Below are 15875 nucleotides of genomic sequence, written 5' to 3'. Positions count from 1 at the left end.
ATTATAACAGCTTCATGATTCCCATCATGATCAATAATATGCCTGGAAGCAAGGATAATGTTTGCATTCCCCTCCAAGAGGAGAAGCGAAAGCCGAAACGAATGCCTCCGATGAGAAAAATAGCACTTGCCAGCGCAATCGTCAGCGCCGTCAATAGTGCCGGCAAACCGAGCAGCGCCGCGCCGATTCCCGCTCCGAACGCATCAAGCGATAGCGCTACACCAAGCATCACGGCCTCCGATGCGGAGATCGTGCCCGACTTGTCAACATCGGCCGCCTGCGGCGTTCGCAAGATTTGAATGACTAAGCCGAGCCGCTTCAGCTCGACCATCACGACAAGAGCAGCACCGGCTAACTCACCTATTGCCGGTTTGCCCAAAGCTGATGTCTGTACCTTGTTTTCTGGGTGAACCTCATCCACTGGCTCCATAGACTCATCATTTTGCTTTCCGCGCTTCAGCTGAAGCAGCGCCCAGCCGCCAATGACGATTAACACACACGCACCGATAAGGCGCGCGACGAATTCGGATAGGAAGCCAGTCAACCAGCCGCCAACCTGCATCGATAAGAAAATGACAAGACCCGAGCAGCAAGCAATGATGAACACCGACAATAATGGAATACGGATACGGCGCAAACCATACGTAACACCTACACCGAAGCCATCCAAGCTAACCGCGAAAGCAAGCACTAACAAAGATGCAACATGCGCGAACAATCGTAAAGCCCCTCCCCGCACGGCGGCTGCCAGACTCACTCTTCATCAGTGAGTAGTCATACGCCTATCGTTCGTAACAGAACCATCATATGCAGGGAGTATTTGTCTGTGCATGTCGATCCTTACTTGCTACTTCGCCTCCACTATCTTCAACTTGGATTTCGTGAACGGCTGGCATTTGCCGCATATATGCGTGCCTCTGCCTCCAACAATAAATTTCTCGATCGGCCTTGAGCAAGCTGGACAAGGCTCCTCCTTCTTGCCATATACGAGCAGCTGATGCTGGAACATTCCCATCTCGCCCTGCCCGTTCACATACGACTTGATCGAGGAACCGCCCGCTTCTACAGCATGCGAGAGCGTCGCGCGAATCGCTTCGTATAATCGCTTCCACTCCGCCGGCTTAAGCATATCCGGCGTCCGCTCCGGATGTATACGGGCTTGAAACAAAGCCTCATCGACGTAAATGTTTCCTAGGCCGACGATATGCTCTTGATTAAGCAGCAGCGGCTTGATCTTCGTTGAGCGCCTCTGCAGCTTTGTGCGCAGCACGTCCAACGTAAAGGTGTCATCCAGCGGCTCAACCCCAAGCTTGTTAAGCGGCGGCAGCTGAAGATCTTCGCCCGCCGCGAACAGATGCATCGTGCCGAACTGCCGGACATCCTTATATCGCAATTCCGTCCCATCATCGAAATGAAAAATCACATGTGTATGAAGCTCAACCGGCTCATCCGACTTGAACATGCCGTAACGCCCTTCCATCCGAAGATGGGATACAAGCACCAATCCGTCCAAAATAATTCGCAAAAACTTTCCGCGGCGCTCGACCGTTTGAATCGTATGACCAGCCAGCGCGTCCGCGAACTGCTCAGGCTCCGAAGGACGCTGTATAATACGCGGGAGCTTTACGGTAACAGAAGCTATCCGCTTTCCCGCTACAAGTTCTATAAGTGTTCTTCTTACTGTCTCTACCTCTGGCAATTCAGGCATTTCTCCTCACCTCAACTACCATTATAAGAAAAATAGCGATTGAAGTCATCCAGAATGGACGATCGCCATCAATGGTAAATTATTTCGCTTCATACCAGTTATCGCCGAAGCTCACGTCTGCCCTAAGCGGAACATCCAGCTTAAGCGCTCCGGCCATCACTTCCGGGACAAGTTTCTTCATCAGCTCCATCTCATCCTCCGGCACCTCGAATACGAGCTCATCGTGTACCTGCAGCAGCATGCGGCTCTTGAGCTTACGCTCGCGCAGCGCCGCATCCATTTGGACCATCGCCAGCTTAATGATGTCGGCAGCCGTCCCTTGAATTGGCGTGTTCATCGCTGTCCGTTCCGCGAAAGAGCGGAGGTTGAAGTTTGAAGCATTAATATCATTTAAATAACGTCTCCGGTCCAACAACGTCGTCACATAGCCATCACGGCGCGCATCCTTCACGACATCGTCCATAAACTTGCGTACCCCTTTGAACACTTCAAAATATTGTTCAATGAATTTAGATGCCTCATTCGGATTGATTTTCAAGTTTTGTGATAGCCCGAAGCTGCTGATTCCGTACACAATTCCGAAGTTAACGGCCTTCGCCGAGCGGCGCATGTTCGAATCCACCTGATCCGCCGTGACGCCGAATACGTCCATCGCGGTCTTCGTATGGATGTCCATATCATGAATAAATGCTTCCTTCAAATTCAAATCGCCCGAAATATGAGCAAGCACGCGAAGCTCAATCTGAGAGTAGTCAGCGGCCAGAATGAACCAGCCAGGCTCGGACGGTACGAAGGCTTTTCGAATTTTGCGGCCTTCCTCCAGCCGGATTGGAATGTTCTGCAGGTTTGGGAATTGGCTGCTCAAACGTCCCGTCGCCGCAATCGTCTGACGGTAATACGTATGTACCTTGCCCGTCTCCTCACGAACCTCCTTCAGCAAGCCCTCCACATAGGTGGACTGCAGCTTTGCCAGCTGGCGGTAATGCAGGATGAGCGGAATAATATCATGATAAGGAGCCAGATCCTCCAGCACCTCGGCATCCGTTGAATAGCCGGTTTTCGTCTTTTTCCTCGCCGGCAGTTCGAGCTTCTCGAACAAAATTTCACCAAGCTGCTTCGGCGAGCCGATGTTGAACTCCGTCCCGGCATGCTTGTAAATATCGGCAACAATGGTCGCCAGCTGACGCTCCAGATCGCTGCCAAGCGCCTCCAGCTCCTGCTTCTCCACCTTAATTCCCAAATGCTCCATGCCAGCGAGAATACGGGACAGCGGCTGCTCCAGCTCAAAATACAGCTTGCTCATGCTCGTGCGCTCCAGCTCCTCCGTCAAGAGCGGCACAAGCCGGCGTACAGCCTCCGCCTTAAGCGCCAAATGCCGATACAGTGTCTCTGCTTCGGGCAGTCTGAACTTTGCCCCTTTGCCGTACACGGCTTCATCTGAAGGAACGGCAGGCTGACCATGCTTTTCATTAATGCTGCTGAGCGTTTGGCTCGAATCTGTAGGATCGAGCAAATAAGCAGCGAGCTGCACATCGAAAGCCGCGCCCTCGAAGCCGATTCCGCTCCAGCGCAGCGCAAGCTCGGTCTTATGCAGGTCGAAGCCGTATTTAGGCTTATCCGATTGCTTAAGCCAATCGCGCAGCTTTGCGGCGCAAGGCTTCTCAAGAAGCGAGAAAGGCATCGCATATACAGCTTCCTCTGTCGCGACCGCCAGTCCAACAAGCTTCGCATGATGCGGATTCTCGCCTATCGCCTCAACGTACAAGCCGTTCTTCTCCTCTTCTCCGAGCATCTCCAGCAGCTGCTCCAGCAAAGCCGAATCCTTGTCCGACTCGATGACATGAATCGTCAGTTCAGCTGCAGCAGCCTGCGCTGTCTCTTCTGCACCATCCGACCCGCCATCCAGCTCCAGCCGCTCAATAAGCGATTTGAACTCCAGCTTACGGAACGCTTCAGCGAGCTTCGAAGGTTCATAGCCGTTGTAACGGATGTCATCCGCATTTTTCTCAAGCGGCACCTCGCGAAAAATCGTGGCCAGCTTCTTGCTCATGAGGGCATCCTCTTTATGCTGTTCAATATTTTCCTTCAGTTTGCCCTTCAGCTTGTCCAGACTATCAAGCACATTCTCCACTGTGCTGTATTCATGCAGCAGCTTCAGCGCCGTCTTCTCGCCAACGCCCGGTACGCCAGGAATGTTGTCCGACACATCGCCCATAAGTCCTTTAAGATCGATAATTTGCAATGGCTTAAGCCCATACTTTTCCTGAATAGCCTCAGGTGAAAAGAGATCAACATCGCTTACGCCCTTGCGCGTCAATGCAATCGTAACCTTCTCTGATGCAAGCTGGAGCATGTCCTTGTCGCCAGTGACGACGATCGCCTCAACGCCTTTCTCGTCCGCAGCCCGGGTTAACGTCCCGATAATATCATCTGCCTCATAGCCAGACAGCTCGTACTGCTCAATGCTGAACGCCCGCAGCAGATCCTTCAGAACCGGAAATTGCTCTGACAGCTCAGACGGCGTTTTCTGCCTTCCGCCCTTATACTCCGTGTAGCCCTCATGGCGGAACGTGATTTTACCCGCATCGAATGCCACCAGCACATGCGTCGGCTTCTCCTGCTCCAGCAGCTTCAGCAGCATCGTTGTAAACCCAAATATCGCATTCGTATGCAGACCGGCTGTATTCGTCAGCAGCGGCATAGCGAAAAAAGCGCGGTAAGCAATACTATTTCCGTCAATTAGCATCCATTTTTCCATATGGGATCAATACCTCGTTTCGTAAGCATACATACCCCGTATTATACCACAAAATAACCCTTGCCCAAGCATCGTGAGCCAGAGGAGGGACCGTCAATCCAATCTCATTGAACAGAGCTGTTACATAAAAAAGAGGAGCCCCTTAAGTAGATATAACTACTTATGAGACACCTCTTCATCTATTAAACGTTCAAATCCGGTCTGCTGCCGGTTACGAGATAAACAACGCTTTCGCCGATATTGGTTGCGTGGTCGCCGAATCTCTCCAGGTAACGGCCCACAAAGCTAAGTAAGGAGGATTGCGTAATCGTGCGCGGGTTTTCCATCATCATCGAGTATAGCTCGCGGGTAATTTGCCCGTATAGCGCGTCAACCTGATCATCGTCCTTCGCCATCTTATAAGCCAAGTCGACATTTTCCTGGATGAAGGACTGAATGGATTCATACGTCATCAGCTGCACTATTTCTGCCATGCGCGGCAAATCGATAAGCGGCTTGATCAGCGCTTGACCCTCCAAACGAAGTACAACCTTCGCGATATCAACTGATAGATCACCCATCCGCTCCAAATCACTGGCGATTTTGAAAGCGGCTAGTATGCGGCGCAAATCCTTGGCAACAGGCTGCTGCGTGGCAATCAGCTTGGATCCGATCTCTGTAATTTTTTCTTCCATTTGATTAAGAGTCGGATCCTTCGTAATAACCTGCTTGGCACGCTCCACATCGACCGTTTTCAAAGCCTCCATCGATTCCACTAGCGCATTTTCTACGAAAGTACCCATATCAATAAGCAGATTATGAAGGTGCTCCAGCCCTTGGTCAAAATCCTTGCGAATCGTCATCATCACATATTCCCCCTCATATTCTTCGCCGCCTGGCTTAGCCGAAGCGACCGCTTATATAATCTTCAGTTCGCTGATCTGTCGGATTGGAGAACAGCTTCTCTGTTTCCGAATATTCAACAACCTCGCCATTCAAAAAAAAGACCGTCTGATTCGAAACACGAGCCGCTTGATGCATGTTGTGCGTGACCATGACAATCGTATATTTATCCTTCAGCTCTTTAGCAAGCTCTTCAATCTTTAATGTTGAGATCGGGTCAAGCGCAGAAGTGGACTCATCCATAAGCAAAATGTCCGGGTTAACCGCCAGCGCGCGCGCAATGCACAGCCGCTGCTGCTGTCCGCCAGACAGCCCTGAAGCTGAGCGCTTCAAATGATCCTTGACCTCTTCCCAAAGAACAGCGGATTTCAAGCTCGTTTCCACGATTTCATCGAGTTCCTTCTTGCTAGTTACGCCATGCAAGCGAGGACCGTAAGCGACATTGTCGTAGATCGACTTTGGAAAAGGGTTGGGCTGCTGAAACACCATCCCGATCTGTTTGCGCAGCGTCTCCACTTCAACTTCGCTTGAATAAATATCTTTGCCGGCTATTTTTATATCGCCTTCAATTCTCGTTCCCGGGATCATATCGTTCATCCGGTTAAGCGTGCGCAGCAATGTCGATTTTCCGCAGCCGGAAGGACCGATAAACGCTGTTATCGCTTTTTCTGGAATGGTTAGCGTAACATCCTTCAGGGCATGGAATGCGCCGTAATATAAATTCAGTTTTTTGATATCTATAAGTGACTCCATATCATTCTCCTCTGTAAGTCATTTAATGGCTGCTCCTGCGGCAAAAATGTGATGCCCGGCGGGACATCACATTTTCATCACCTAATGTACAAGCTAATGACAGCAAATGCGCTGCTTATTCGTCATATGAAAGTATATTTGCTTTTTATCTTACAAGAGTAATCTTACAAGAGTATTGTAAAGCAAGTGTAGTTGATTTGTTAACGTTATGTTAAAAATATGCCTTTTGCAAGCTTTTCATTTCGTTTGCAACATGAACAGCCTGCTGATGCGTTTGCTCCGATAGCATTCCAATCTCCTTCGCGCTGCTTCGGTTATCCGCCGCCGCACGAAATAAATGGTTAAAGGCCTCCACCGCCTGATGGATATGCGCAACACTGGCAGCCGTTTCTGCTCGCCCGGCTTGCGCAATCGATGTTGTCTGCTCAATCGCGTTCACTATCGATCGCGTCAAATACGTTATCTCGTTTGCGAGCTGCTTCGTCTGATTGGCCTGCTCCCTTACTTCAGCCGCTACTACAGCAAAGCCTCGGCCGTACTCCCCTGCGCGCGACGCCTCTATCGAAGCGTTGAGCGCAAGCAGGTTACTGTGCTCTGCAAGCTCCTTAATCCGTAAGGATACTTTGCTTATGGTTCCGGCTTCCGCTTGAAGCTCAACCATTTGCTGCTCCTGCAGCCGGGAATTGTCCGTAATCGAGCCAAATGCCTTCGTCACCTTATCAAGCTCATTTTTCCCCGTTAACGTTAAATCCACCATCTCAACAGAGAGCGACTCTCCTTGCACCGTAGATTGACGAACGCTGCTTACGGCCTGTTCGATCTCGTCCACGCGCTGCTCCGCCGAACGGATCGTTCTGTCTTGCCGGCCGAGCGCGCTATCGATAAGCTGCTGCGGGGCAAAGCGGCAATCGACCATAAGCGGGTTTGGGTCCATTAATATCGTAATCGGCTTCTCATCATACAGATCTGCGCTGAATCGATGACCAAGCTTCAGGAAAAAGTGATTTCGCATCATGAGCCCTGCGGGCTTATTCCCACTTTCGCATACGATGACGCATTCGCTCTCCGGATGTTGTTTAAATAGGGTCAAGGTTGCTTTGCATGTATGGTTGATGGTGACAATCGGTGCTTGACGCAAAAAATGCTGTAAGTGGACAGTCTGCCTTGGTGCCGGCCCGGAAGACGCATCAAGCTGCGCATTACGTATCTCCCTACGAGCATCATCATCAGTCCTGATCTCATCGCTTCGCTTTGTGTCCCCTTGTTTTCTAACTTCAAGCTTAGCTCCAAGCTCCATAACAGATGCCAGCATAGCCTTTCACCCTTCCTTCTCGATCCGCATGCACTCACTATAGGCCTAAAGCATCAACAATAATGCAAAACTATATTATCGCTATGTTAAATTCAACAGTTTTTGTAAAGACGTTTCATCTGATTACGATATTTCATATCGACTCGCGCCTCAAAATACGGACACTGTATGCGCCTAGCTCCACGCTTTCTCCAACGATGGCTCCCGTTAACAAATCCGAATAGCTGCGCCCATCAAGACGCACATTCGCCTCGTTCGCGCTGAAATTCGAGACGAAGACGTAATCGTTTGTGCCATCCGTCCGCAGCTGCGCTGTTACGCCATGTGGCAGCTCTGAATCTACTACTCGCGCGATGCCCGCCTGCTCAACAAGTCTGGCCAGCAGCTCGTTCGTGAATGCAGTCTCATTGCGCGATGCGATATAGTAAGCCTTGCCCTTTCCAAGCCGATTAACGGTTAACGCCGGACGGCCGGCATAGAAGTCCGCGCCATAAACCGCAAGCGCCTCCGCGCCCTCAAGATGGATCAAGTCGCACAGCTCGCGCGCTTCGAATTCGCCTTCGAGGCCAAGCAAATTGCCTTCATTCATAACCACACGGTTGGAATCATGGTCATGCAGCGAATCAATCTCCTCCGACCAAATGCCCAGCGTTTTGCGAAGCGGTCCCGGGAAGCCAGTCAGGAAGCAAAGATCATAGTCGTCAACGATTCCGCTCCAATAGGTTGCTATGAACGTACCGCCATTTTCCACAAAACGCTCAATTCGCTCACCAACACCCGGACGGACCATGTACAGCATTGGCGCTACTAACAGCTTGTATTGCGAAAAATCGCATTCCGAATCGATCACATCAACGGGAACGCCGAGATCCCAGAATGGACGATAATGACGCTTCGCTGTTTCTTCATAATGAAGCCCGCCGTTGCGAGGGCCTTGCGAGTCCTTCACAGCCCAGCGATTTTCCCAATCATAAATAAGCGCAACCTCCGGCTTCACCGTCGTGCCAACAACCTCTGTCAGCTTCTCCAGCGTCGCGCCAAGCTCAGCTACATCCTGGAATACGCGGGTATGCTCGTGGCCGACATGATCCACAACGGCACCATGCAGCTTCTCGCTCGAGCCTCTGCTCTTACGCCACTGGAAGTATTGCACCGTATCCGAGCCATGCGCTACCGCCTGCAGCGAGGAGAGCATATGCATGCCCGGGCGCTTCAGCTTGCTGATCGGCTGCCAGTTCGTCATGCTTGGCGTGCTCTCCATCAGCATGAACGGCTTGCCGCCCTTCAGCGACCGGAACACGTCATGGTTGAAAGCGATCCAAGCAGCCTGCTCGCTGTCGTCTCCACCATTGTCGTGCCAGGTCGGATAAGCATCCCACGAGATCATATCAAGCAGATCTGTAAACTTCCAATAGTTCAGCGGCTCGAAATCAAGCATGAAATTGGTTGTTATCGGAAGCTCGCTGTTCGCTGCGCGAAGCGGCTCGATCTCATGACGGCAGAAATCTACCGTTTGATCTGTCACGAATCTTCTCCAATCGACATTTTGGCCGTGAACGGCATTTTCACCGCGCGCCGTTGGGGACTCGACTTGACTCCAATCCGTATACGTATGGCTCCAGAACGTTGTCCACCACGCATCATTAAGCGCTTCAATGGTGCCGTATTTACTTTTAAGCCAGTCACGGAACGCCTCCTCGCAGAACGAGCAGTGGCATTCACCGCCGTATTCGTTGGAAATATGCCAGCCGATAACAGCCGGGTGGTTCGCATAGCGCTCAGCAAGCTTCGAGTTCATGATCTTCACCTTCTCGCGATAGATCGGAGAAGTGAAGCAGTGATTGTGGCGGGCGCCGTGCAAATTTCGAATGCCGTTTTGGGCAACGCGCAGCACCTCAGGATATTTTTGCGACATCCATACCGGACGGGCGCCGCTTGGTGTAGCCAATAGAGCATAAATGCCGTTGGCCGCGAATTTATCAAGCAGCGTATCCAGCCACTCGAACGTAAATACACCTTCCTCAGGCTCAATCGCCATCCAAGCAAATATGCCAACCGACATCACATTGCAATGCGCAAGCTTCATCAGCCGGATATCCTCTTCAAGCACCTCCGGATACTTTTGCCATTGGTCTGGATTATAGTCTGCTCCGTGCAGCATTTGCGGTATCTTGCCGCTGATCGGCGGGAATTTCATACTCATATCGATAACCTCCAGGTTCGTCTTGATTATAGCCCATATTAGATATACTATAATGATATTCATATTATAAATGGTTCATATTATCAATAAAATAATAGGATTTTCGCATAACTATCAAAATATGAAACAGGAGGTGTTTATAATCGATACGATGGTTTTCCCGATTCTGACAGAGACGGACACAACCCTCCCCGTCTATCTGACAAGCATCGGGCACTGGAGCAACCAAGAGCCGATCGACCGCCCGGACGGTTATCCACATTTTCAATGGCTGCAGGTGATGTCGGGCACTGGCGAGCTGCATGTCGGCGGACAAAAAATGACCGTTCGCGCTGGTCAAGGCTTTTGTCTTTTTCCGAACGAGCCTCATCAATATTTTGCGGTTCAGGAGCCTTGGGACATCCATTGGCTTAGCTTTCGGGGCAGCTTGTCGGACACGCTCTTCAGGCAGGCAGGAATTACGCAATCAGGTGTCTACTCCACTGCAGATCATGATATGATAGTTACCCATATGAAAAATATTTATGCCATGACGCAATCGGACCGCGCCTTTCTCGGACTGGAGTGCTCCAAGCTTATTTACATGTTTCTGCTCGATTTGATGAAAGTTATTATGGTAAGCTCCCATTCGGTTGAACAAAACTACTTTAAGCTTCAACCGGTCTTTCAATATATAGAAGCCAACTATAATCGACTGGTTACAATCAAGGATCTGGCCAGCTGCATCGACGTGACGCCGCAGTATTTGTGCCTGCTGTTCAAGAAGGCGATGAAAATGCGGCCGATGGAATACGTGAATCGGGAACGCATCAATCGCAGCAAGGAGCTCATGTTCAACGAGAGCGATGTCAAAATGCACGAAATCGCCCGGCGCGTCGGCTTCGACACGCCCAGCTATTTCAGCTCCGTCTTCAGGCGGCTGGAGGGTCTCAGCCCTGAGCAGTTCAAAAAAATTCACGGAATGCGTTAACGATTAGCATGATAATGCAGTATCAAAATCATATCTGCCGCTCTTACGATGGCATATTGAATTTCAGGAGGTTGTCTAGCTATGTCCGACAAACAAACAATTTTTGCTGAGATTGATCACCATGCGGATACGTTCCGCACCATTTCCCGCTCTATTGGCAGTCGGCCGGAGCTTGGTCATGAGGAGTTTTTTGCTGCTGAGCTGCTCTGCACGGAACTGACTCGAATGGGCTTCCATGTGGAGCGCGCCATTCTGGAAATCGAAACCTCGTTCATCGCCACCTTCGATACCGGCAAGCCGGGTCCAACGGTAGGTTTTCTATGCGAATATGATGCGCTGCCGGACATCGGCCACGCCTGCGGACATCATCTTATTTGCTCCATGAGCATAGCAGCCGCGGCAGGCTTAAAAGCAGCGCTGACCAAGCAGCAGCTAGGCGGAAAAATCCGCATCTACGGCACGCCAGCCGAGGAAACGCGCGGCGCGAAGGTGCCTATGGCGGCCGCGGGCTTATTCGATGATTGCGACTTCGCCCTCATGGCGCATCCCTATCATACCTTTGAGCAATCCGGCGAGTCTTTGGCACTTGATGCGCTTCAATTTGAATTTACAGGCGTTGCAGCACATGCAGCTGCCAGTCCCTATGAAGGCATTAACGCGCTCGACGCCGTGCTCCAGCTGTTCAACAGCATTAACGCGCTTCGTCAGCAGACGAGAAGCGATGCCCGCATTCACGGCATCATTGATAACGGAGGACAAGCGCCGAATATCATTCCAGATTACGCTTCAGCCCAATTTTATGTACGCTCCGCCTCTCGCAGCTATACCAATGAGCTGACGGCTAAAGTGCTGCGCTGCGCTGAGGGGGCCGCCCTGCAAACCGGCTGTTCCTTGAAAGTCAGCAACTATGAGTTCTCCTATGACGAACTGCTGACAAACGAAGCCTTGTCTGAGCAGTTTAACGCAAATCTGATCGAAGCAGGCATACCGCCGGAGCAAATCGAAATCGGCAAGGATCACGGCTCGCTGGACCTTGGCAACGTATCCATCCGCTGCCCTGCAATTCATCCTTTCGTGAAGGTCGTGCAGGACCGGCTGATGCTTCATACCGAAGCGTTCCGCGATGCGGCTATGACGGACTATGCCCTAGACGGCATGCTGTTCGGCGCCAAAATGCTCGCCGCTACGGCTTATGACGTGTGTGCAAGCCCGGATCTGCTGGCCCGTATCCGTGCTGAATTTGAACAGCAATCGAAGCGATTAACGAAGCAACATATTTAGCATCACTTCACGCTTGCGCAAAGGGGAGATACGGCATGCTGGACGAATCAGCTGCTAACAGCCATGAAATTACGCAAATATGCCTGTTAGCCGGCAAAATCATTTTGCAAAACGGCGGTGAAACCTATCGGGTTGAGGATACGATGGTTCGTATAGCTTCCGCCTACGGTATCGAAAACCCGCAAAGCTTCGTTACGCCGACCGGTATTATTTTTGCAATTGACGGCTCCTCCCAGGTAACGAGACTCGTTCGCATCTCCAATCGGACAACCAATTTGTTAAAGGTGTCCTCCGTAAACGATATATCCAGACGGATCAGCGAGGGCAAGCTTACCGCAAGCGAAGCACATCAGCTGCTGCAGCAGCTGGACAAATCCGATTCCGCCTATCCAGCCTGGCTGAAAATAGCAGCTGCCGCGATCGCAAGCGGCTGCTTTCTGATTATGTTCCAAGGCAGCTGGCGGGATTTTGTCCCCGTTCTCATCACGGGGGGCTTTGGCTTTTGGTTTTTTATCACGCTGCATCGTATTGTTCCGATCAAATTTTTCGCTGAATTTATAACCGCTCTGCTCATCGGCACCATGTCTGTGTTATCTGTACGCTATGGCTTCGGAGCCGATCTGGATAAGATCATCATCGGCTCGGTCATGCCTCTTGTTCCAGGGTTACATATTACAGCTGCGGTAAGGGATTTGATGGCAGGGCATCTGGTATCAGGTCTCTCCAAGGGGGCTGAGGCCTTTCTTACGGCCTTTGCGATCGGGGCGGGTATTGCTGCTGTGCTTTCTTTCTACTAACGCGAATGGGAGGAAACGACCTTGATGATCATTGAGCAGCTATTCACAAGCTTCATCGCATCAGCGGCCTTCGGCCTCATCTTCAATGTACCGAAGCGGACGCTGATCCACTGCGGCGCGGTCGGAATGATCGGCTGGCTCGTCTACGTGTCCTGCATCGAGCTTTCACTTGACGCCATTCCGGCCACGCTCATTGCGGCCTTCGTCGTTACGGTCATAAGCCAGTTATTTTCCAAGCTGTACAAAACGCCCATTATCGTATTCAGCGTCGCGGGAATCATCCCGCTCGTCCCAGGCGGACTCGCCTACGACGCCATGCGAAACGTGGTCGAGGACAATTACGATTCCGCCGTCCAGCTAGCGGTCAAAGCCTTTATGATATCAGGGGCGATTGCGATCGGTCTCGTATTTTCGGAGGTTGTGAATCAAATTATTCGTAAATCCGAACGGCATTAGGATGACTGCAGGTGCAATAAATATTTACGGATGTATTGCATAACGTGACCTCAGCACGGCGGCCATATCCATGATTTGCTCTGTTGTCGGCATCACAAGCCGCGCCTCCGCTTCCTTTAACTCCTCCGTTGAATGCTGTGATAGTATAACTCGCTTAACAGCATCCACGAAGGTTTGTCCCGCATAGATACCGAGTCCAGTCAGTTCCTCCAGGCTGGCTGTGCTTTCATCCGTAACAACCGGATAAGCAAAGGAGCTCTCTCCATTTGCGGCTTGATCATAGAAGGATCGTACCATTCGAGCACGTTCCCGGCCCGAGCCCTCTGCAACAACAAAGGCTTGTACGATATAAGCGTGCACCTGCCTTCGCTGGGCAATGCCGCAGAACTTGAACCCGCCGATGCTTAGATCATAATCACCCGGACAATAGGCGCCTGCTATCTCGCCTTTATCCACCCTGCAGCCTGTATGATGAAGAGCCTGCTTAATCAGCTCATACATCCGCTCGAAATCGTCATGAAAATGCGTGACTGACGACTCAGCTGCTTTCGGCAGGATAAGCGATATATTGATCACTCCTTGATCGAGCGGTACCGCAGCGCCGCCCGAATTGCGGACCGCTGTCGACCAGCCCTCCGCCTCCAGCCGGCGCTGCGCGGCTGCTGCTCCTGGCAATCTGCTGTCGCGCAGCCCCATAACAAATGCACGCGGATGACGCCAGATATGACAAATAGACGGACCGCCTCGCCCCGTACTCCGACATAGCAGCTCATCCAGCGCAAAGGAATAAAGCACGTCCCGTTCTGTTCTATCGTTCATCCGATCGAGCAGCAGCACATTGCTCAGCCCGGCATTCTTGAATATATCCTGTCCCATCGTCCAACCCCCAGACCTCACCAGTCTAACCTGCGGCCATTGCGCCGCTTTTATTTATTACCATTTTAACGCTATTGCTCTCTTCGCGCATCCCTATTCAAGTATCCCTTATTGCCAAGCTATAACGGTTTCACTACAATATAGATATCGCTGAGACAGTGCCCGGGAGGACGCAACAATTGGAAGCTATAAATGAAAAGGTCGCATATGAAAACCCGCTTCTATCGCTGCGCATATTTCAAACCATGCGCGATTTTGAAGGATACACAAACTGGCATTACCATAAACAGCTGGAGCTGCTGCTAATTCTCGAAGGCCGGCTGGACGTTTATGTAGATGAAGAGAGCTTTCACCTGCAATCCGGAGACGTTATTCTGATCGGAGCTTCGGAGCTGCACCGTGACAGAAGTGTGGGGCTGCTGAACTATATCGTCCTGCAATTTGACCTTGAGCAATTTTTCGACCAAAGCACGATTCCTTATATGCGTTATTTCTCCGAAACTCAAATGCCGCTTAGCAAGGCGAATTATATTTTCGAGGAAAACAGTGAAGTGAAGCAGAAAGCCGCCTCCTGCATCCAGCAAATTCTTAATGAAGCGTCGCATAAGGAGACTGGCTATGAGCTTGCGGTTAGCGTGCTGATCAAACAAATATTGCTGCTCCTGCTGCGCAATGATACACAAAAGGTGCTCATCGAGCAGGATAATTTCGACCGGGTTCGGCTGAAGCCCGTGCTTGACTATGTAGAGAGTCATTTAACCGATCGCATTCAAGTGGAAGAGGTATGCAAGATCGCCAATATGAGCTACTATTATTTCGTCAAATATTTCAAAAAGACGATCGGTCTCTCGTTTACGGAATACGTAAACTACCGCAAAGTGAAATGGGCAGAGCGGATTTTATTGACGAAGGATTTGAGCATATCGGAGGTTGGCGAGCGGATCGGCATGCCGAACATGGCTCATTTCTATAAAATGTTCAAAAAATACAATGACTGCTCACCGAAGCAGTTTCAACGTAAAATGCTAGTCTGGAATCGTCAATAGCTCCGTCTGTATTTCAGTCATTCACATGAAAAAAAAGCTCGTCTACCCTATGCTTTAGGGGTAGCGAGCTTTTTTGGCATAACGAGCTTGTAGCCTACGCCGCGAATCGATTCAATTTGAACTGATTGCTGGCTGAGCTCCAGCTTCTTCCTTAGGGAGCTGACATGGACGTCGACTGTTCGTTGGCCGCCGATATAATCGAAGCCCCACACGACATTCATGAGGTCATCGCGCGTAATCACCATGCCTGGCCGCTGCACCAAGTAAAGAAGCACCTCAAATTCCTTCGGACGAAGCGGAATCGCTTCGCCATTTAAAATAACCTCATATTTCTCCGGATAAATCGATAAATCTCCTGCCGTAATAACCTTCTCGGATGATTCCAAAGGCTTGCTGTCCTCCTGCTGCGTCCGTCGAAGCACCGCCGATACGCGCGCAAGCAGCTCGGCCACGCCAAACGGCTTCGTAATATAATCGTCCGCGCCGTGCTTCAATCCCTGCACGACCTCTTCCTCGGCATTGCGGGCCGTTAAAATAATTACCGGCGTTCTTACCCCATTTTGTCGAAGGCGATTCAAAACCTCAAAGCCGTTCATGCCAGGCAGCATAATATCTAGAATAATCAAGTCGAAGCTGCGCTGCAGAGCGGTCTGCAGCCCTTCTCCGCCATGATCGATTACCGTCGTTTCGTAGCCCTCTTGCGTCAAATTGTAAGACAAAAGCCTTGCCAGTGTCGGTTCGTCTTCGATTACGAGCACTTTATGCGACATGTTAACCTCCAGCCAAGCGAATTCCAGCATGCGGATGCTGCTATTTAATAATTAAACATTTTA

General features: G+C 50.9%; 14 protein-coding genes. 5 read left to right on the top strand and 9 right to left on the bottom strand.

The features are described from left to right. Position 1: 1 nt before the first annotated feature. From ACO9K6_RS15060 to ACO9K6_RS15030, 7 genes are all read right to left on the bottom strand, one after another. Entirely contained in the window at positions 2-718 is a 717-nt protein-coding gene (locus ACO9K6_RS15060) for an MntP/YtaF family protein (RefSeq protein ID WP_424768378.1), read from the bottom strand. A gap of 129 nt (positions 719-847) precedes the next feature. Next, positions 848-1708, bottom strand: coding sequence for a DNA-formamidopyrimidine glycosylase (gene mutM, locus ACO9K6_RS15055; protein WP_424768377.1), 861 nt, complete (start codon positions 1706-1708; stop codon positions 848-850). A 79-nt stretch (positions 1709-1787) separates the two neighbouring features. Then, positions 1788-4466 carry a DNA polymerase I gene (gene polA / locus ACO9K6_RS15050; RefSeq protein ID WP_424768376.1) on the bottom strand — a complete coding sequence of 893 codons (2679 nt, stop codon included), beginning with the start codon at positions 4464-4466 and terminating at the stop codon, positions 1788-1790. A 182-nt stretch (positions 4467-4648) separates the two neighbouring features. Continuing rightward, positions 4649-5308 (bottom strand): phosphate signaling complex protein PhoU, encoded by a 660-nt coding sequence (gene phoU / locus ACO9K6_RS15045; protein WP_424768424.1) that lies wholly within the window; start codon positions 5306-5308, stop codon positions 4649-4651. A 37-nt stretch (positions 5309-5345) separates the two neighbouring features. Continuing rightward, a complete protein-coding gene (pstB, locus tag ACO9K6_RS15040) occupies positions 5346-6101 on the bottom strand; it encodes a phosphate ABC transporter ATP-binding protein PstB (RefSeq protein ID WP_424768375.1) in 756 nt (251 codons plus the stop codon). Positions 6102-6312: 211 nt separating this feature from the next. Next, entirely contained in the window at positions 6313-7413 is a 1101-nt protein-coding gene (locus tag ACO9K6_RS15035; protein ID WP_424768374.1) for a methyl-accepting chemotaxis protein, read from the bottom strand. Positions 7414-7546: 133 nt separating this feature from the next. Continuing rightward, positions 7547-9616 (bottom strand): beta-galactosidase, encoded by a 2070-nt coding sequence (locus tag ACO9K6_RS15030; protein WP_424768373.1) that lies wholly within the window; start codon positions 9614-9616, stop codon positions 7547-7549. A 133-nt stretch (positions 9617-9749) separates the two neighbouring features. Between ACO9K6_RS15030 and ACO9K6_RS15025 the strand changes: the two genes are divergently transcribed. The 4 genes from ACO9K6_RS15025 to ACO9K6_RS15010 all read left to right on the top strand — a co-directional run bounded on the left by ACO9K6_RS15025 (position 9750) and on the right by ACO9K6_RS15010 (position 13120). Continuing rightward, a complete protein-coding gene (locus ACO9K6_RS15025; protein ID WP_424768372.1) occupies positions 9750-10586 on the top strand; it encodes an AraC family transcriptional regulator in 837 nt (278 codons plus the stop codon). 81 nt (positions 10587-10667) lie between these two features. Beyond that, complete coding sequence (locus ACO9K6_RS15020) at positions 10668-11867, top strand: M20 family metallopeptidase (RefSeq protein WP_424768371.1); 1200 nt, start codon at positions 10668-10670, stop codon at positions 11865-11867. 38 nt (positions 11868-11905) lie between these two features. Then, a complete protein-coding gene (locus ACO9K6_RS15015; protein ID WP_424768423.1) occupies positions 11906-12664 on the top strand; it encodes a threonine/serine exporter family protein in 759 nt (252 codons plus the stop codon). Between the two features lie 24 nt (positions 12665-12688). After that, on the top strand, positions 12689-13120 hold the full coding sequence (locus tag ACO9K6_RS15010; RefSeq protein ID WP_424768422.1) for a threonine/serine exporter family protein: 432 nt from the start codon (positions 12689-12691) through the stop codon (positions 13118-13120). A 24-nt stretch (positions 13121-13144) separates the two neighbouring features. Here the strand turns inward: ACO9K6_RS15010 and ACO9K6_RS15005 are convergent, their stop codons facing one another. Then, positions 13145-13996, bottom strand: coding sequence for a lipoate--protein ligase family protein (locus ACO9K6_RS15005; RefSeq protein WP_424768370.1), 852 nt, complete (start codon positions 13994-13996; stop codon positions 13145-13147). Positions 13997-14175: 179 nt separating this feature from the next. Here ACO9K6_RS15005 and ACO9K6_RS15000 point away from each other — a divergent pair, with 179 nt between their 5' ends. Next, positions 14176-15042 (top strand): AraC family transcriptional regulator, encoded by an 867-nt coding sequence (locus ACO9K6_RS15000; RefSeq protein WP_424768369.1) that lies wholly within the window; start codon positions 14176-14178, stop codon positions 15040-15042. A 47-nt stretch (positions 15043-15089) separates the two neighbouring features. On the opposite strand, the gene ACO9K6_RS14995 is transcribed toward ACO9K6_RS15000, so the two are convergent. After that, complete coding sequence (locus tag ACO9K6_RS14995; protein ID WP_424768421.1) at positions 15090-15812, bottom strand: response regulator transcription factor; 723 nt, start codon at positions 15810-15812, stop codon at positions 15090-15092. Positions 15813-15875: the final 63 nt, after the last annotated feature.

This window comes from Paenibacillus praedii, from assembly GCF_049725345.1.
Lineage (GTDB): Bacteria > Bacillota > Bacilli > Paenibacillales > Paenibacillaceae > Pristimantibacillus.
This window is presented reverse-complemented; position numbering and strand designations above follow the sequence as displayed.